The organism is Hominilimicola fabiformis (assembly GCF_020687385.1).
GTDB classification, from domain to species: domain Bacteria; phylum Bacillota; class Clostridia; order UBA1381; family UBA1381; genus Hominilimicola; species Hominilimicola fabiformis.
This window is the reverse complement of the sequence record NZ_JAJEQM010000005.1, coordinates 49,944-68,874: the sequence shown is the minus strand read 5'-3', so window position 1 is coordinate 68,874 and position 18,931 is coordinate 49,944. Positions and strand designations below refer to the sequence as shown.

At 39.7% G+C, this 18,931-nt stretch carries 14 protein-coding genes; all 14 read right to left on the bottom strand.

Annotated elements, in window-relative coordinates; genetic code table 11:
* Positions 1–213: 213 nt before the first annotated feature.
* The 14 genes from adhE to asnS all read right to left on the bottom strand — a co-directional run bounded on the left by adhE (position 214) and on the right by asnS (position 18,853).
* The gene (adhE, locus tag LKE05_RS04750) at positions 214–2,799 is read right to left on the bottom strand and encodes a bifunctional acetaldehyde-CoA/alcohol dehydrogenase (protein WP_147513693.1); all 2,586 of its coding nucleotides are present in this window, start codon (positions 2,797–2,799) and stop codon (positions 214–216) included.
* 335 nt (positions 2,800–3,134) lie between these two features.
* Positions 3,135–3,791 (bottom strand): potassium channel family protein, encoded by a 657-nt coding sequence (locus tag LKE05_RS04745; RefSeq protein ID WP_022230767.1) that lies wholly within the window; start codon positions 3,789–3,791, stop codon positions 3,135–3,137.
* Between the two features lie 21 nt (positions 3,792–3,812).
* On the bottom strand, positions 3,813–5,165 hold the full coding sequence (locus LKE05_RS04740; RefSeq protein ID WP_308456114.1) for a TrkH family potassium uptake protein: 1,353 nt from the start codon (positions 5,163–5,165) through the stop codon (positions 3,813–3,815).
* A gap of 76 nt (positions 5,166–5,241) precedes the next feature.
* Positions 5,242–6,684, bottom strand: a complete 1,443-nt coding sequence (locus LKE05_RS04735; protein WP_308456113.1) for a TrkH family potassium uptake protein — start codon at positions 6,682–6,684, stop codon at positions 5,242–5,244.
* Between the two features lie 20 nt (positions 6,685–6,704).
* Positions 6,705–8,057, bottom strand: coding sequence for a Trk system potassium transporter TrkA (gene trkA, locus LKE05_RS04730; protein WP_308456112.1), 1,353 nt, complete (start codon positions 8,055–8,057; stop codon positions 6,705–6,707).
* Positions 8,054–9,043, bottom strand: coding sequence for an NAD(P)H-dependent glycerol-3-phosphate dehydrogenase (locus LKE05_RS04725; protein ID WP_147513688.1), 990 nt, complete (start codon positions 9,041–9,043; stop codon positions 8,054–8,056). Before LKE05_RS04725 ends, trkA begins: the two co-directional genes overlap by 4 nt.
* Positions 9,040–9,687 carry a glycerol-3-phosphate 1-O-acyltransferase PlsY gene (gene plsY / locus LKE05_RS04720; protein WP_308456111.1) on the bottom strand — a complete coding sequence of 216 codons (648 nt, stop codon included), beginning with the start codon at positions 9,685–9,687 and terminating at the stop codon, positions 9,040–9,042. The genes LKE05_RS04725 and plsY overlap by 4 nt, the downstream gene beginning before the upstream one ends.
* 12 nt (positions 9,688–9,699) lie before the next feature.
* The gene (der, locus tag LKE05_RS04715) at positions 9,700–11,025 is read right to left on the bottom strand and encodes a ribosome biogenesis GTPase Der (protein ID WP_022230761.1); all 1,326 of its coding nucleotides are present in this window, start codon (positions 11,023–11,025) and stop codon (positions 9,700–9,702) included.
* 11 nt (positions 11,026–11,036) lie between these two features.
* Positions 11,037–12,356: a DUF512 domain-containing protein gene (locus LKE05_RS04710; protein WP_308456110.1), complete on the bottom strand. Its 1,320-nt coding sequence runs from the start codon at positions 12,354–12,356 to the stop codon at positions 11,037–11,039.
* Between the two features lie 127 nt (positions 12,357–12,483).
* A complete protein-coding gene (locus tag LKE05_RS04705; RefSeq protein ID WP_308456109.1) occupies positions 12,484–13,341 on the bottom strand; it encodes a DMT family transporter in 858 nt (285 codons plus the stop codon).
* A 25-nt stretch (positions 13,342–13,366) separates the two neighbouring features.
* Complete coding sequence (locus LKE05_RS04700; protein WP_308456108.1) at positions 13,367–15,277, bottom strand: NAD(+) synthase; 1,911 nt, start codon at positions 15,275–15,277, stop codon at positions 13,367–13,369.
* Positions 15,278–15,280: 3 nt separating this feature from the next.
* Positions 15,281–16,558, bottom strand: coding sequence for a replication-associated recombination protein A (locus tag LKE05_RS04695; protein WP_308456107.1), 1,278 nt, complete (start codon positions 16,556–16,558; stop codon positions 15,281–15,283).
* On the bottom strand, positions 16,539–17,363 hold the full coding sequence (locus tag LKE05_RS04690) for a tetratricopeptide repeat protein (RefSeq protein ID WP_022230756.1): 825 nt from the start codon (positions 17,361–17,363) through the stop codon (positions 16,539–16,541). Before LKE05_RS04690 ends, LKE05_RS04695 begins: the two co-directional genes overlap by 20 nt.
* Positions 17,364–17,449: 86 nt before the next feature.
* Positions 17,450–18,853 carry an asparagine--tRNA ligase gene (asnS, locus tag LKE05_RS04685; protein WP_147513680.1) on the bottom strand — a complete coding sequence of 468 codons (1,404 nt, stop codon included), beginning with the start codon at positions 18,851–18,853 and terminating at the stop codon, positions 17,450–17,452.
* Positions 18,854–18,931 lie beyond the last annotated feature (78 nt).

Sequence of the window (18,931 nt, the reverse complement as noted above, 5' to 3'; positions counted from 1 at the left end):
ATTAAATTAATTATTTATATTATAACATAAAATGAGTGCTTTTATATGACATTTTCATTATTTTTTCGTTTCACAACAAATTCTGACATTACGTTATTTTGAGTAAAAAGGAAAAGGGGCTACCTTTCGGTAACCCCCCGTTGATTGATTATGGAATACAGAACTTTATATTCCGAAATCAATTATATACCTATTTCCGATAAATTTCAACAATTAGTTTACACCTTTATAAGCGTCTATCATAATCTGTTCAATTTCCTTAACAAGCGGCAACTTCGGATTTGCAGTTGTACACTGATCCTCAAAAGCCTTGTTTGCAATGTCAGGAACATTTCTCATATAAGTTTCTTCATCAATTCCGCATTCAGAGAATGACAACGGCTCATTAACTTCTTTCATAAGGTCTATAACCGCATTTATAAGGCTCTGTACGCCCTCCTCTGTTGTTTTTGCAGGAAGTCCCAAGAATGCTGCGATTTCAGCATACTTTTCATCTGCGATGAACTTCTTATACTTAGGGAATGACACAAACTTTGAAGGTATTGACGCATTATACTTAATTACGTGCGGCAACAATACTGCATTTGCTCTGCCGTGAGGAACGTGATACTCACCGCCGATTTTATGAGCGATTGAGTGATTTAGTCCCAAGAATGCGTTTGTAAATGCCATACCTGCCATACAACTTGCATTGTGCATTTTTTCTCTTGCCTCTGCGTCCTCAGCACCGTTCTTGTATGCTCTCGGAAGATACTTGAATACAAGCTGAATAGCTTTCATTGCAAGACCGTCTGTGTAATCCGACGCCATTACAGATACATATGCCTCAAGTGCGTGTGTAAGCACGTCAAGACCTGTGTCGGCAGTTGCTGATTTCGGAAGTGACATTACAAACTGCGGGTCGATAATCGCAATATTCGGTGTTAGTTCGTAGTCTGCAAGAGGATATTTCATATTATTCTTCTTATCCGAAATAACCGCAAAACTTGTTACTTCACTACCTGTACCGGAAGTTGTCGGAATAGCTACAAGTTGTGCCTTATTACCCATCTTAGGGAACTTAAACGCACGTTTTCTTATATCAAGGAAACGAAGTCTAAGTGAATTAAAGTCTACATCAGGGTGTTCATAGAACAGCCACATACCTTTTGCGGCGTCCATTGCACTGCCTCCGCCAAGTGCGATAATTACGTCTGGCTTAAATTCGTCCATCATCTGTGCACCGCGTTTTACTGTTTCGATTGACGGGTCAGGCTCTACATCTGAGAAAATTTCACAATGAACGTGCTCCGTTCTCTTTCTTAGGTAATACAAAATCTTATCCACATAACCAAGAGAAACCATACCCGGGTCTGTTACGATAAATGCACGAGTGATATTCGGCATTTTTTCAAGGTACTGAATTGAATTATGCTCAAAATAAATCTTATCCGGAACTTTAAACCACTGCATATTTACTCTCCTCTTAGCCACTCTCTTCTGATTTATAAGGTTCACCGTTGTAACGTTACCGCTGACACTGTTACCGCCGTAGCTACCGCAACCAAGTGTAAGTGACGGCATATTTGTATTATAAATGTCACCGATTGCACCGTGTGATGACGGTGAATTTACGATAAGACGGCTTGCTTTCATTGTTGCAGCATACTTTTGAATTACATCTTCATCATTTGCGTGAATAACAGCCGAGTGTCCCATACCGTGGAACATAACCATTTCTTCTGCTCTGTCGATTCCTTCTTCTGTTGAATCAACGATAAAGTATGCAAGTACCGGACTCAACTTTTCTCTTGAAAGTGGATATTCAGGACCTACGCCGTCAAGTTTTGCAAGAAGAATTTTCGTACCCTCAGGAACTTTCACTCCCGCTTGCTCCGCAATCCATGTTGCAGGCTTACCTACAATTACAGGGTTTACAGCACCCTTTTCACTGTCGATGCAGTAATCACTAAGCTTTTTAATTTCATCAGGCTTTGCAAAGTAGCAGCCGTATTTCTTCATAAGTTTTTCAAATTTTGGTGCGATTGCCTTATCTACGATTGCGGCTTGTTCAGACGCACAAATCATACCGTTGTCGAATGTTTTTGAAAGGATAAGGTCGTTAACCGCTTGTTCAAGGTCAGCACTCTTATGAATGTAGCAAGGTACGTTACCCGGACCGACGCCAAGTGCAGGCTTACCTGTTGAGTATGCCGCCTTAACCATTCCGCTGCCGCCTGTTGCAAGAACTGTTGCAACACCCGGATGATTCATAAGTGCGTTTGTTGCCTCGATTGATGGGTATTCAATCCACTGTATACAGTTTTCAGGCGCACCTGCCGCAACTGCCGCGTCAAGAACTATCTTGGCAGCCGCCGCACTGCATTTTTGAGCACCCGGGTGAAAACCGAAAATAATAGGGTTTCTTGACTTAACGGAAATCAAAGACTTAAACATTGTTGTCGATGTAGGGTTTGTAACAGGTGTAACACCACATACAACGCCTACAGGCTCTGCTATAATTTCGTAATCTTCAAGGTCGTTTTCAGCAATAACGCCGACTGTTTTTTCATTCTTGATTGAATGATAAACATATTCTGTTGCAAACATATTCTTTGTTATTTTGTCCTCATACACGCCTCTGCCTGTTTCCTCAACAGCCATCTTTGCAAGCTCCATATGCTTGTCAAGACCTGCAAGAGTCATTGCCTTTACGATTGCGTCAATCTGTTCTTGATTAAGTGCCATAAATTCGTTCAAAGCTTTTTGTGCTTTTGCAACGTAGCCGTCAATCATTTCATTTACGTTAATCTCTGCCATAATAATTCCATAGCCTTTCTGCCTACGGGTTGTTAGTTTTTCTTTACATCTTATTGTAGGCTGATAAGATGTTTTTACAGAAGACTCTGTTTTGACATAGTATGAAATCTTCCGAATTTTTATTATTGACTTTGTTTATTTAGATTGATAAATTTTTATCGTTATTTATTTATCAATCTTTACAACACTATTATACGAGATTGTTAAACTTTTGTCAATAGTTTTTTTGATATTTTTATTCTTTGTAAGTTTTTCATATATAATTCATTACTTTCTTATTTAAAACAAACAAAAAAAGTATTGCATTTTCAGCAATACTTTTTATATACAGTCTTTTATATACTTTCCAATCTGTTTATCGACTCGGTATCTCCTACAAGCACAACAATATCGGTATCTTTAAATTTGTATTCGGGTTCAGGTGAAATATTCACCTTACCGCCGTTATTACTCTTTATCGCAACAATATTTACGTTATATTTTTTACGAACAGACAATTCCATAATGCTCTTGCCTATCCATGTGTTCGGTACAACAGCGTCCACAATACTGTATTCGTCCGACAATTCGATTATATCAAACAATCTGTCCGAAACAAGTTCTATTGCGGCTTTAACGCCTGCCTCCTGTTCGGGAATTATAACATTATCCGCACCGACTTTTTTCAGTACGGTTTTGTGCATATTATCCTTTGCTTTACAGACAACCTGCTTAACTCCCATATCTTTTAGTGCAAGAGTTGTAAGTACGCTGTCCGTTATATCGTCACCGCCGATACACACGATTGCACAATCCGAGTTTTTCACTCCAAGTTGTTTTAACAAGCTTTCGTCTTTTGCATCGGTACAAGCCGCTCTTGTTACCAAATTTGCAATAGCGTTTATTTTATCCATATTTTTGTCTATCGCAAGCACTTCATAACCCATATTAAAAAGTTGAGTTGCAACAGATGTTCCGAATCTGCCCAATCCTATTACTGTAAAAGTTTTCATAACAAATCCTTAGCCTTTCTGCTATCCGACAATGAAATTACATTCCGGATACCTTATATCATTAGTTTTTCTGATGCGAGTCATAAACACAACGCTTATCGTCATAATGCCCACTCTGCCGAAGAACATATATACAATAAGCAAAATCTTTGTAAATGTGGACGCGCTCCCCGATACACCGACCGAAAGACCGACCGTACTGTATGCCGACGCCACTTCGTATATCGAATTTATCAAATCTTGATTATCAATATAACTTATAAGCACCGAACCGCCCACAACAAGCACAAGCCACAATACAAGCAATGCCATTGCTTGAAGAATAGTCGTGTGAGCAACTCTTCTGCCGTGAATAACAACATCAGATTTGCCACGCAATACGGAAATCAAAGTCATTATTACAAGTACAGCCGTTCCGAGCTTTACGCCGCCCGCAGTCGAGCCTGAAGCGCCGCCTATCATCATAAGCACCGTTCCCCAAGCCTTTGACAAGTCGGTTAAATTATTCTGTATAAGTGCGTCAAATCCGGCCGTTCTTGTTGTGACCGACTGAAAGAATGACGCCAATATTTTCTGACCGACACTTTCAGCACCGATTGTATTTATGTTGCCGTATTCAAGAATGAAATACACAAATGTACCCACGACAATAAAAAATATCTGTGCCAAAATTATTACTTTTGAATACACGTTAAGTTTTTTCCACGATTTTTTTGCGATAATATCCTCCCACACAATAAAACCCAATCCGCCTATGGCAACAAGTATCGCAAGCGTACAAAGTACAAGCGGATCGTGTCTGTATGAAAGCATACTTTTTCCGTCACCGATTATATCAAATCCCGCATTGCAAAATGCCGATACGGAATGAAATATACTAAACCACATTCCTTTAAAAAATCCGTATTTCGGTACAAAACGTATTGAAAGCACTATCGCGCCCAACAATTCTATAATTCCCGTTATATGCAAAACGTGCTTTGCAAGTTTGACTATTCCCTCAAGGCTTTCCGTACCCATTGTCTGTGCTATAAGCATTCTGTTTCTAAGTCCGATTTGTCGGTTTGAAACTATAAACACAATACAAAGTATCGTCATAAATCCCAAACCGCCGAGCTGAATTAAAAATAGTATCACAGCTTGTCCGAACAAGCTGAAATATGCACCGACATTTATAAGCGTAAGCCCTGTTACGCAAGTTGCGGACGTTGTTGTAAACAATGCCGACAAAAACGGCGTCACAACTCTTTCTTTAGATGAAATCGGCAACATTAAAAGCAATGCTCCTACAAGGATAATCAACGCAAATCCAAACGAAATACGCCTTGCCGTATTTATTCTTTTGTGAAATAAAATTTTTCTGATAATATTCATAATTTATTTGCTTTCTCCAAAAAATACTCAAAAATCACATCTTCCGATGTAATTTTCGGAGCTGTCGTCAGACTCTTTAAGTTCGTTTCCACGCATACGGCGAAAACAATATAAGTATCGGATAAAATTCAAGTCTGCCTACAAGCATACCTATTGACATCACTATTTTTGACAATGCCGAGAAATCGGCAAAACTTCCTGTCGGGCCTACCAATCCCAATCCCGGACCAATGTTGTTCATTGTCGCAATTACGGCAGTAACCGTTGTTGTAAAGTCCTTATTATCAAAGCTGATAAGAAGAATTGACACAGCCGCAAACAACATATATACAACGAAATATCCCAACACACCGTTTACGATATTCTTTTCAACCGTTTTGCCGTCAACCTTAACCGAAAATACACTTCGCGGACTTACCGCTTTTTTTATTGAGTGAGTGGCTGTTTTCATAAGTATAATAAATCTTGTAACTTTCATACCGCCGCTTGTTGAGCCTGCACACGCGCCGACTACCATCAATAATACAAGTATAATCTGCGAAAGCATAGGCCAACGCACAAAGTCGGCAGTTGAATATCCCGTCGTTGTCATAATTGACGACACTTGGAAGAATGAATATCTGAACGCTCTGCCAAATCCGTGATACATAGGCATAATATTAAGCGCAATAATTACCGCTGCACCTATCATCATTCCTATATACCACTTAACTTCATCATTACTCTTTATCTGTGAGAATTTTCTTGCAATTATCAAGAAATACACGTTAAAATTCAATCCGAACAACATCATAAATATACCGATAACATAATCGATATATGCACTGTTATAATACGCAACGGAACTATTCTTTATTCCGAAGCCTCCTGTACCGGCTGTGCCGAACGTATGGAGCAAGCTGTCAAATACAGGCATACCGCCGAACAGCAAAAGCACAAATTCAATGACCGTAAGCGCTATATATATTCCGTAAAGTATTCTAAGCGAAAACTGCCATCTGCTTGCAAGTTTGCCTACAACAGGTCCCGGCATTTCCGCTCTCATCATATGAGTTGTTCTTGTATCCTTTGACGAAAAAATCGCCATTGCAAACGCAAGTACACCCATACCGCCGAGCCAATGAGTAAAACTTCGCCAAAAAAGCAAGCTCTTGTCAAGTGCCTCGACATTTGTAAGTATAGATGAACCGGTTGTTGTAAAACCTGACACCGTTTCAAAAAAACTGTCCACAAAACTCGGTATCTGACCGCTGATATAAAACGGCAGACAACCGATTATTGATATTACAATCCATCCTATCGCAACGATAAACATTCCGTCACGTCCGTAAAGGCTTTTATTTTTCGGCGCTTTTGCAGATACACAAAGTCCGATTAATACGGATATTACTATCGGTATTACATACGCCAAAGCTATTGACTCACCGTAAAGCAAAGACAATCCCAAAGGTGCAAGCATTGTTGCCGCAACAGCTACAAGTATTCGTCCTACGGAATATGCTATCATCCTATAATTCATATCTTTTCCTTTCGTAACCGCTATGCAAGTATATCGCCGAGTGTGGTAATATGATGTGTTGTCACAATCACAACAGTATCACCGACTTCAAGTTTACTTTCACCGTCCGGCAGCATAATCTTGTTATTTCTGAGAATTGCTGCAATCAAAGCATTACGTTTCATCTTAATCTGTGAAAGTGACTTTGAAGTAAGCTCGGATTCTCTTGTAACTCTGAATTCCATAGCTTCAGCTTTATTGTTTACTATTCGGTAAAGAGTTCTCATTTCCGTATCCTTTGCCGATTTCATAGCTCTTGCATAACCGATTATAATATTCGCGGTTATATTTTTAGGCGTAACGATACTGTACACGCCTGTGTTTTCCATAAGCTCCGCAAATGAAAGACGGTTTACCTTTGTTACAATCTTATCGACAAATCTTGACTGCGAATACATTGATATAATCATATTTTCTTCGTCAATACCCGTCAGTGCAACAAGCGAATCAACTCTGTCAATGCCCTCTTGTGCAAGAACGTGCTTATCTGTTCCGTCGGCACACACAATATCCGCTTTCGGCAAATGCTCGGTCAATTCCTTGCATCTGTTCATATTGTGTTCTATAATTTTAACCCTTATGCCGCTTTCAAGAAGCTGTTTCGCAAGATAAAACGATATTCTTCCGCCGCCGATTATAATTGCGGTTTTAACCTTTGTGTTTATAACACCTATCTCATGCATAAATTTCGCAACATCTCTGTGAGATGCGGTTATGTGAAGTTTATCTCCGCTTTCGATAACAAAATCACCGTTCGGAATATACACCTCATTACCGCGTTGCACCGCACATATAAGAAGTTTTATCTTAAACTTTTTGTATATCTCAAAAATAGCTTTTCCGCAAAGTGCGTTATCCGAACTGATGTTAAATTCAATAAGTTCAATTCTGCCTTTTGCGAAAGTTTCTGTTTTGATTGCTGCAGGAAAACGAAGTATTCTCGATATTTCGCAAGCAGTTGCGTATTCGGGATTTACTATAAGATTTATTCCGAGAGCGTTACGCATAAAATCAAGCTGTTTAAAATATTCTCTGTTTCTCACTCTTGCAACACATCTGTCCGCACCGAGTTTTTTAGCCATAACGGTGCAAAGTGCGTTAAATTCGTCATTTTCCGTAACGGCAATAAATATGTCTGCCTTGTTAGCCTCCGCCTCGCGCAAAGTTTCAAGGTCAGTACCGCTCCCGCATACGCACCTTACATCATAATCATCTTGAATTCGGTCGCAGATTTCACTTTTAATATCAATAAGAACTACGTCATCGCCCTCATAATTAAAATCCTCTACAAGCTTTCTTCCGACCTTACCGCCGCCTACTACGATTACATTCATTTTTCTTCTCTTTTCTCCCGCGTCATAAGCAATAATACCGCTTCTCTTGCATTTCTGCCATTGTACAAAATATTATAAGCTTCTTCAACAATAGGCATTTCAACATTATATTTGTGTGCCATTTCATATGCCGCCGTTGCGGTGTTTACACCCTCAACAACCATATGAACGCTTTCCAAAGTTTCCTTTAAACTCTTGCCTTGACCCAAAAGTATTCCGGCACGTCTGTTTCTCGAATGCATACTTGTGCAAGTTACAATCAAATCACCTACACCGCTAAGTCCCATAAATGTCTTTTCATTTGCACCCATAGCCTTGCCGAGTCTTGCAATTTCAGCAAGACCTCTTGTCATAAGCGCCGCTTTTGTATTGTCGCCGTAACCAAGTCCGTCACTTATTCCCGCACAAAGTGCGATAACGTTTTTAAGTGCTCCGCCAAGTTCAACACCTATTATATCGGTTGAAGTGTACACTCTGAACATATCTCCCATAAACACGTCTTGAATAAATTTAGCCGTATCAATATGCTCCGACGCAACAACATTCGTTGTAGGAAGTCCTCTTGAAACCTCCTCTGCGTGTGACGGACCGCTCATAACAGATATATCCGCCTGCGGAATTTCTTCTTTATACACCTGTGAAAGACGTAAAAGTGTACCTTCTTCAAGTCCCTTTGATATATTTACTATTTTCTGTCCCTCTTTAACGTGCGGTGAAAGCTGTTTCGCCGTTGTTCTCGTTGCCGGTGACGGTGCGGCTGTTATAATAAGCTCCGCTCCGTCTGTACATTCAGCCATATCGTGACTGCAATAAATTGTATCCGGAAATTTCACTCCCGGCAAAAATTCTTTGTTTTCTCTGTCTTTTTTCAGTCTGTCCGTTTCTTCCTGTATCCACGACCATAAATATACATTATGTCCTCTTGAAGATAAAAGTATCGCTATGGCAGTTCCCCAACCGCCTGAGCCAATTACTGCAATTTTCATTTTACTTCTCCTTTTTTTGCTCCAAGTTTGTTTTCCGTACCGCTAAGTAATCTCTTTATATTTGCATGATGTCTTGCTATTAAAAGTCCGCCGATAATAACAACGCACACAAGCTGAATTACATCAACGTTCTTTGTAACAATCATTTTAACGATTTCTATAACTATGTACATTGCACCGCCCAAGATTGAACCGAGCGATACATACCTTGTTACTGCCATAACCGCTATTGCAACAACAGCCACAATAAGTCCGACTTTCCAGTCAAGCATTAACACAACGCCCAGCGAAGTCGCAACGCCTTTGCCGCCTTTAAATCCGAAGTAAAGCGGAAAATTATGACCGAGAATTACGCATACACCTGCGACATAGCTTATAACAGGATATATTTCATCTGTACCCGCAATATTTTTTACAAGTCTTGATAAAAGTATCACGACTATGCCTTTTAACACGTCAAGCAACAGTGTTATAACACCCATTTTCTTGCCGTATGTTCTTAACATATTCGTTGCACCCGCATTTCCCGAACCACTTTCACGGATGTCCTTACCGCTCAGCATTTTTGAAAGCAGTATAGAAAAATTAACCGAACCGATTAAATATGATATTATTGCCGTCAAGGCAATTATTAAATATGTCATAACTATCTCCCATTACATTTTCTTTTCATTTTTCTCTCTTACGATAAACTTTATAGGTGTTCCCTCAAAACCAAATGCCTCTCGCACTTGATTTTCGATAAATCTCAAATACGAATAGTGGAACAAATCCTTTGAATTTGCGAATAAAATAAATGTCGGCGGTGCTGTTGCAGCCTGTGTACCGTAGTAAACCTTTAAACGTCTGCCCTTGTCTGACGGCGGCTGTTGCTTTGCCATTGCTTCGTTTAAGACGTCGTTAAGCATACCGGTTGTAATTCTTCTCTTGTGCTGCTCATTTACTTTCTTGATAAGTTCCAAAAGCTTGTCAACTCTCTGACCTGTCTTTGCACTGATGAATATAATTTCCGCATAAGACATAAACGCAAATTCTTCACGCACACGCATTGTAAAGTTTTTCATAGTCTTTGTGTCTTTAGAAACAATATCCCACTTATTAACCGCAAAAATACAAGCCTTACCCTGCTCGTGAGCATAGCCGGCAACCTTTGTGTCCTGTTCTGTAATACCCTCGTTTGCGTCAATCATAATAACGCACACGTCACTTCTGTCAACCGCCGCAAGCGAACGTACAACACTGTAACGCTCTACGTTTTCGTCAATCTTACCGCGTTTTCTCATACCGGCGGTATCGATAAACAGATACTTGTCGCCGTTCTTTTCGTAATGTGAGTCGATTGCGTCACGCGTTGTTCCTGCGATGTTACTTACAATAACTCTGTCCTCACCTAAAATTTTATTTATAAGCGACGATTTACCTGCATTCGGTTTACCGATTACCGCAACTTTAATTTCATCCTCGTCATCTGACGTATCTGCGTCCTCAGGGAACAAGTGAGTAACTTCGTCAAGCAAATCACCTACACCCAAACCGTGAGTTGATGAAATAGCAATCGGATCGCCAAGTCCCAAATTATAAAATTCATAAAATTCAAACGGCGGATCGCCTGTATTGTCAACCTTGTTTACGGCAAGCACAATCTTTTTCTTCGCCTTTAAAAGCATTTGTGCAACGTCCTGGTCATTTGCCGTAACACCGTCTTTTACGTTTGTCATAAGCACAACAACGTCTGCCATTTCAATGGCAAGCTGTGCCTGACGGCGCATTTGTACAAGGATTTCGTCCTTTGACGCAGGCTCGATACCGCCTGTATCGATAAGCGTAAAGTGCTTGTCAAGCCACACTGCGTCAGAATAAATTCTGTCACGCGTTACACCCGGTGTGTCCTCTACTATACTTATTCTCTTTCCTGTTATCTTATTAAACAAAGTCGATTTTCCGACGTTCGGTCTGCCGACTATCGCTACCAATGGTTTCATATTCTTCTCCTTTAAAATTCAAGTTCTTCTCCCAAGATTTTCTCAATAAATTCATATCCGTCATTTATGACAGGCTCTATCTTCACATTCAACGCTTTTTCAACGTCTGATACAGTCAAATCATCAAGGAAAATCCCGTCTTCATCTCTCAGCATACTGTGCGGAATAAGCATTATATCCCCTATAGGCTTGTCTTTAAGCTGGTCGATTATATCTCCGCCCGTGACAAGTCCCGAAACGTTTACGCCTCCGCCGAAAAAGTTATTTTTTATCGCATAAACAGTTATCTTTACGTCTGTCTTTTCCATAAGACGTTCCGACAAACCCGTTATAAAAGATGCCGCCGCCTCACCTGTTACAAGAGTTACATTTCTGTCATACTTTTTGTTTTTCACAAGTTTAATTGCCGAATCAAATTCTTCTGCCATACTGGCAATCAATCCTACACCGTTTTCAAGCTGCGGAAAACCCTCATACACTTCTACGTCAGGTATAGGCAATTCCGCATTCAAATAAAATTCGTCAGAAAGATAAATTAGCCTTGTTCCAAGTTTATCATACAGTTTTTTCTGCCAAGTCTCAACTTGTTTTATTGTTTGTGCGGAAGTTTCCTTTGTAAACGGTTTCAGCGGATAAAGTCCGTCACGATAGCGTGTAAGACCGACAGGAACGATTGATACACTGTTTACATTTGGGAACAGTGCCGCCAGTTCGGATATTGACCTGTCAAGTTCCTTGCCGTCATTAATTTCGGGACAAAGCACTATCTGACAGTTCATATAAATATTATTAGCCGCAAACTTTTTCATTATGTCATAGCACTTACCCGCAAAACGATTATTCAGCATTTTACATCTAAGTTCGGGATTGGTTGCCTGAACCGATACGTTAATCGGCGAAACACGCATTTTTATAAGTCTGTCTATTTCTTCGTCTGACATATTCGTAAGCGTTACATAGTTTCCCTGCAAAAACGATAATCTCGTATCATCATCTTTAAAATAAACCGTTTCACGCATACCCTTAGGCAACTGATCTATAAAACAGAATATACACTTATTTCGACAACTTTGTGCCTCGTCAATAAGTCCCTCTTCAAATTCAATACCTATGTCGTCGTAATCATTTTCAACCGTTATAACTTCGGTAGTACCGTCCTTTTTCAGTATTTCAAGAGTAACTTCATATTCGGCTGTAAGATAGCGATATTCCAGTATATCGTGAAAATCGTGTCCGTTAATGCTTATCAGCTTATCCCCGACTTCAATTCCGGCATCTTCCGCGATTGAATACGGTTCTATATATTTAATTGTGGTATTAACTTTTCTCATATTTTTATCTCCGCATTATTATCCAATATGTATTATTACACAAACACAGAAAAAAATCAAGGCATTTGGCAAAAATAAAGACAACCAATGTAATCAGAGATTGTCTTATCTAATGTTTATTCATAAATTATCCATACTTTTCTGCCAATACCACACCCAAAATTATCAAACCACCGCCGATATACTGCACCAATCCCATTGTTTCGCCCAGGAATATCGCACCGAGTATTATTGAAGTAATCGGTTCAAATGCTGATACTATCCCCGCGGTTGACGCACCCTCACAGCGTACTCCCACTTGAAAAAGCGGCACTGCTCCAAGCGTTATAATAAGTGATATAGCCACCGACAGTATCCATGCTTTATAATCCATTTCCGCAAACACCAAGCTATCAGTTGTCAAACCGAAAATATATGTGCCGATACTCATAATAATCATAAGATAAAACGTAAGTTTTATATAGTCCATTTCGTCAAGTTTGGAACGATACATATAAACGACATAAAAGCTATAAAATATTCCCGACAAAATCGCAAGTATCACGCCGATTTTATCGGCTGTATTATTAAGGTCAACAAACATAAACATTCCGAGCGTAACAAGCATAACCGCAAGAAGTTTTATCTTCTTGATTTTTTCTTTGTACACTACCGCCGAAGTTATTACGATTATAAGCGGATATATAAAATGGAGCGTCGTTGCAAGTCCTGTTGAGATATAGTCATATGCGGCATAAAGTGAAATCATTGAAAATGAACCGCCAACCACACCAAGTAGAATTATATCTATAAGCTCTTTTTTTGTAAGTTTAAACGACACCTTTCTGAAAATCATTATAAAAAATAAAAGCGGCAGCATTAGGAATGTACGCAAAAAAGTAAGCGTAATTCCGTTTGCTCCGCTTTTGTATGCAAATTTAGCCAGTATCGGTGCAAATCCGTAAATAAATGCCGATAAAATCAAACAAACTTTACTCTTTGACACCGAAATCCCTCCATAGAATAGGGCGTTAAAGTGTTTCAAGCTCCTTCGCCCAAATTTGATATGAGGCGTCAGACGGCATTCGCCAATCGCCTCTCGGAGAAAGAGCAACACTTCCTACTTTCGGACCGTCAGGCAGGCACGAACGTTTGAATTGCTGTGCGAAAAATCTTCTGTAAAATACCTTTAACCATTCAAGTATAACTTCTCTGTCATATATCCCATCAAACGCAACTTCAGCCAATCTCAGTATCTTTGACGGCTTTGAACCAAAACGCATAAGATGATACAAAAAGAAATCGTGAAGTTCATACGGACCGACAATGTGTTCGGTCTTTTGGGATATTTTTCCGTCTTTCGGCGGAAGAAGTTCGGGACTTACAGGTGTATCCAATATGTCCTGTAATGTTTTCTTCAATATATCGTTATTTGTACGTTTAGCCTCATAATCGACAAGGTAGCGAATAAGTGTTTTCGGAACACCCGCATTAACGCCGTACATCGACATATGGTCGCCGTTATACGTTGCCCAGCCGAGTGCAAGCTCGGACATATCACCGGTACCGATTACCAAGCCGCCGCTTTTGTTTGCAACATCCATAAGAATTTGAGTTCTTTCTCTCGCCTGAGAATTTTCATATGTGACGTCATATACATTCGGATCGTGTTCTATATCCGCAAAATGCTGATTTACCGCCGCTTTGATATTTACTTCTTTTAATGTAACACCAAGCGAATTTGCAAAATTAACCGCATTGTTATACGTTCTGTCCGTTGTACCGAAACACGGCATTGTTACCGCAATTATATTTTTCCTGTCAATATTAAGACTGTCAAACGCACGCACGGTTACCAAAAGTGCAAGTGTAGAGTCAAGTCCTCCGCTTACACCCACAACAGCCGTTTTGGCATGTGTATGGTCAAGTCGCTTTTTAAGTCCCAGTGACTGAATTGAAAGGATTTCTTCACTGCGTTTTTCACGTTTTTTGTCGTCTGACGGAACGAACGGCTGTTTATCGACATAACGTGTTATTTTAGTGTCCCCGATATTCATATCAAGTTTTACACTCACATATTTTTCACTGCCGACTATATTATAGGTATTGCTCTTTTTTCTCTCACCTACAAGTCTTTCCAAATCAAGCTCGGTATATACACATTCGTTGTTAAATCTTTTACTTCTTGCCAAAATCGTGCCGTTTTCGGCAATCATATTATCACCTGCGAATACAAGGTCAGTCGTTGATTCGCCGTATCCCGCATCGGAATAAATATAACCGCAGTAAAGTTTTGCAGACTGACTTTTTACAAGCATTTCGCGGTATTCATCTTTTGCAATAACTTCGTTGCTCGCAGAAATATTTGCTATAATCGTTGCACCTGCAAGTGCGTGGTTGACCGACGGCGGCATAGCCGTCCACAAATCCTCGCAAATTTCAACCGCAAGAACAAAATCTTCACACGCATCTGTTTTAAATAATATATTCGCACCGAACGGCACTTCTTCACCGTTTATATTCACATATGTCACTTCATTTTTACCGGTCGTGAAGTGTCTTACCTCATAAAATTCAGCATAGTTAGGAATATTGAGTTTCGGAACAAGACCTTTTATGTGTCCCCCGTTTACCACTGCGGCACAATTATAAAGTGTCTGCTCCGCAACGTACGGAAGTCCGACAACGGCGGTTATATCAACATTTTCGGTTGCTTTTGCTATTTTGATTAAGCTGTCTTTTGCACTGTCAATCAATATTTTCTGCAAAAACAAATCACCGCAAGTATATCCCGTTATGCAAAGTTCCGGAAATACTATAAGCTTTATATCATTTTGAGCCGCGTCTTCGATTGCCTTTATTATATTTGATGTATTATAATCGGTGTCCGCAACCTTTATATCAACAGTTGCGCTTGCACATCTTACAAATCCGTCTTTCATAAATCAATTTCCTTTCTTTATTCTGTCCCAATAAACTTTTGCCGACTGTTCGGTTTTATTGTCCCCAAAATCGTAATATTTAGTGTCCCTAATGTTATTAGGCAAATATTGCTGTTTGACATAATGATTTTCATAACTGTGCGGATATTTGTACTCTGTTCCGTGACCGAGTTTTTTTGCTCCGCCGTAATGCGAATCTTTCAGATGTTCCGGTATATCGCCCGTATCCATACTCTCAATATCACTCAACGCACTGTCTATCGCCATTATTGCCGAATTTGATTTCGGTGCGGTTGCAAGTAAAATAACAGCCTCCGCAAGCGGTATTCTCGCCTCAGGGAAACCAAGCTGCAACGCACTGTCAACACAAGCTTTCACGACCGATATAGCCTGTGGATATGCAAGTCCTATATCCTCTGCCGAAATAACCAAAAGTCTGCGGCAAATGCTCGGCAAATCACCTGCCGAAACAAGTCTTGCAAGATAATGAACTGCCGCATCCGGATCTGAACCTCTTATTGATTTTTGAAACGCACTTAAAATATCATAATGGCTGTCACCGTCACGGTCGTAACGCATAGCTTTTTTTTGCGTTGCCTGTACCGCCGTGTCAAGCGATATGTGTATTTTTTTATCTTTGTTTGGCGGTGTTGCAATAAATGCAACTTCAAGCGAATTTAAAGCCTTTCTCACATCTCCGTTTGAAACGTGTGCCATATGCCGTATTGCGTCTTTGTCAACGGTTACGTCAAAGCCTTTATAATCCGACTCTTTTAATTCTTCAACCGCTCTTTCAAGTGCCTTTTCAATCTCGCTCGGCTCAATCTGTTTGAATTCAAATACAACACTTCTCGAAAGCACCGCATTATACACATAAAAATACGGATTTTCCGTTGTACTTGCGATAAGCGTTATCTTGCCGTTTTCCATAAATTCAAGCAAAGACTGTTGTTGTTTCTTATTAAAATGCTGTATTTCGTCAAGGTACAGCAGTACTCCGTCCATTGCCAAAAAGCTATCAAGCGTTGATACAATATTTTTTATATCCGCAACGGACGCAGTTGTCGCATTAAGTCTATGCAAAGTTTTACCCGTTTTTTGAGCGATTATGTTTGCAATGGTAGTTTTACCGACTCCGCTCGGACCGTAAAATATCATATTCGGTACTTCGTCATTTTCGATTATGTTTCTTAAAATTTTTCCTTCACCTATAAGGTGCTTTTGTCCGACAACTTCATCAAGCGTCTTTGGACGTATTCTATCAGCCAATGGTGTTTTCATTGTGATTCTTTACCTCTTGTATAAGCTTATTAACTTCTTCCTCCGTAACCGTTGTCATTCCCGAACGCTTACATTCTTTCAGCTTTTCGGCATATTCTGCGGCTTTATCGTACTTGTTAAGTTTCATTGCAATCTGTATGCCGTGATAAAAGCCCTCGACAAAGTTAGGTGCCGACCCGACAAGTTCATCAGATATTTTTTCTGCTTTTTCATATTCGCCTTTTCTGAAATAACAAATTGAAAGATTATCTTTTATGTCCCTGTCATCACTGTTGTAATCATAAGCTTCTTCACAAAGTTTTGTTGTTTCGTCAAGGTCATCGTTTCTAAGTAATTTAAAATAGCCAAGCATACCGTAAATACTTGAATTTCTGTAACCTTCGTTCATCATTGACTGTGCATCCTCAATCGCCTCGTCAAGTCTGCCTTGCTTATAGTAAACCATACATCTTTGTTGCTTTGCCAAATTCTTTTTTTCCGGTGCAAGCCCTTTTACTCTTATAATCGGATCAAGAACTTTTTCCGCTTCGTCGGCATAACCTGTACGTAAAAGCACATATGCGTAAGACGATTTCAACTTTACATTTGCTCTGCCCGTTTCACACGCCTTTTTATACCACTCTCTCGCACGGTCCTCGTCACCGATTTCAAATGCTTTGTTGCCGTTTATCGCATAATAGGTCGGCAAAAAATTATATATTCCCACACCTATAGCCACAATCGCAACGGCTATTCCAAGAAATACATTAAACTTAAACGCTACAATAATTATAGCAAGTGCAATAAGAACTGCAATTAAATTCATAAAAATCGTACCTTTCTTTATAAAAATCAAGAGGCTGCAAGCAGCCTCTTAAAATAGTAGTCAAAACCGCTATAGTTTTGTCTTGATTAATATTCGGCAGTACCGACTGTTCTTGGGAACGGAAGTACGTCACGAATGTTAGAAACACCTGTAATATACATAACAGCTCTTTCAAAGCCAAGACCGAAACCTGCGTGTTTGTTTGTTCCGTATCTGCGAAGGTCAAGATAGAAATTATAATCTTCTTCCTTAAGACCAAGTTCTTTCATTCTTTCAACAAGTACGTCGTAATTTTCTTCTCTCTGGCTTCCGCCGATGATTTCTCCGACGCCCGGAACAAGCAAGTCCATAGCCGCAACCGTCTTTTGGTCATCGTTAAGTTTCATATAGAAAGCCTTGATTTCCTTCGGATAATCTGTTACAAACAACGGACGCTTAAATACCTGTTCTGTAAGGTATCTTTCGTGTTCTGTCTGTAAATCGCAGCCCCATTCCACCTTATTGTCAAACTTAACCTTACCGGCTTTTGAATCTTCGATAAGTATATTTACAGCCTCTGTATATGTTACATGAGCAAACTCACTGTTTACAACGTGGTTTAGACGGTCAAGAAGTTCCTTGTCGATAAATTGATTGAAGAACTGCATTTCTTCGGGAGCATTTTCAAGACAATAGTTAATGATATACTTTAGCATATCCTCTGCAAGTTCCATATCGTCTTTTAGATCTGCGAATGCGATTTCAGGCTCAATCATCCAAAATTCAGCCGCATGACGTGTTGTATTTGAATTTTCGGCTCTGAATGTAGGACCGAATGTGTAAACATTTCTAAATGCCATACAGTATGTTTCAACATTAAGCTGACCGCTTACCGTAAGGTTTGCCTGTTTGCCGAAGAAGTCCTGTGAATAATCAACAGTTCCGTCATCATTCTTAGGGACGTTGTTCAAATCAAGTGTTGTAACTTGGAACATTTCGCCCGCACCCTCGCAGTCACTTGCAGTGATAATCGGAGTATGAACGTATACAAATCCTCTCTCCTGGAAGAATTGGTGAATTGCATACGCAATCATTGAACGCACTCTGAACACTGCCGAGAATGTATTTGTACGCGGTCTTAAATGAGCGACTGTACGCAAATATTCAAAGCTGTGTCTTTTCTTCTGTAACGGATAATCCGGTGTAGATTCACCGTCGATTACAACGTTTTCAGCCTTTAATTCAAACGGCTGTTTTGCGTCCGGTGTAAGTACAAGTGTACCTGTTGCCGTAATTGCAGCTGCAATGTTTAGCTTTGAAAGTTCCGCAAAGTTATCAAGTTTATCCGACTCAATTACTATCTGCAAATTCTTAAAAAATGTACCGTCATTTAATTCGATAAAACCGAAATTCTTTGAAATTCTTATGTTTCTTATCCAACCCGATACTGTTATTTCTTTTCCCCCAAACTCATCCTGTTTTCTGAACAAGTCTTTTACAACTGTTTTCATAATCTAAATAATGATCCTTTCAATAGTTATTAAATATAGTAGCTCTGTGCCACCGCTTCGCCTTTTAGGCACCTCCCC

Coding starts and splice junctions, on each gene's coding strand:
- adhE (WP_147513693.1), bottom strand. CDS start 2,799: ATGGCAGAGATTAACGTAAATGAAATGATTGACGGCTACGTTGCAAAA.
- LKE05_RS04745 (WP_022230767.1), bottom strand. CDS start 3,791: ATGAAAACTTTTACAGTAATAGGATTGGGCAGATTCGGAACATCTGTT.
- LKE05_RS04740 (WP_308456114.1), bottom strand. CDS start 5,165: ATGAATATTATCAGAAAAATTTTATTTCACAAAAGAATAAATACGGCA.
- LKE05_RS04735 (WP_308456113.1), bottom strand. CDS start 6,684: ATGAATTATAGGATGATAGCATATTCCGTAGGACGAATACTTGTAGCT.
- trkA (WP_308456112.1), bottom strand. CDS start 8,057: ATGAATGTAATCGTAGTAGGCGGCGGTAAGGTCGGAAGAAAGCTTGTA.
- LKE05_RS04725 (WP_147513688.1), bottom strand. CDS start 9,043: ATGAAAATTGCAGTAATTGGCTCAGGCGGTTGGGGAACTGCCATAGCG.
- plsY (WP_308456111.1), bottom strand. CDS start 9,687: ATGACATATTTAATAATTGCCTTGACGGCAATAATATCATATTTAATC.
- der (WP_022230761.1), bottom strand. CDS start 11,025: ATGAAACCATTGGTAGCGATAGTCGGCAGACCGAACGTCGGAAAATCG.
- LKE05_RS04710 (WP_308456110.1), bottom strand. CDS start 12,356: ATGAGAAAAGTTAATACCACAATTAAATATATAGAACCGTATTCAATC.
- LKE05_RS04700 (WP_308456108.1), bottom strand. CDS start 15,277: ATGAAAGACGGATTTGTAAGATGTGCAAGCGCAACTGTTGATATAAAG.
- LKE05_RS04695 (WP_308456107.1), bottom strand. CDS start 16,558: ATGAAAACACCATTGGCTGATAGAATACGTCCAAAGACGCTTGATGAA.
- LKE05_RS04690 (WP_022230756.1), bottom strand. CDS start 17,363: ATGAATTTAATTGCAGTTCTTATTGCACTTGCTATAATTATTGTAGCG.
- asnS (WP_147513680.1), bottom strand. CDS start 18,853: ATGAAAACAGTTGTAAAAGACTTGTTCAGAAAACAGGATGAGTTTGGG.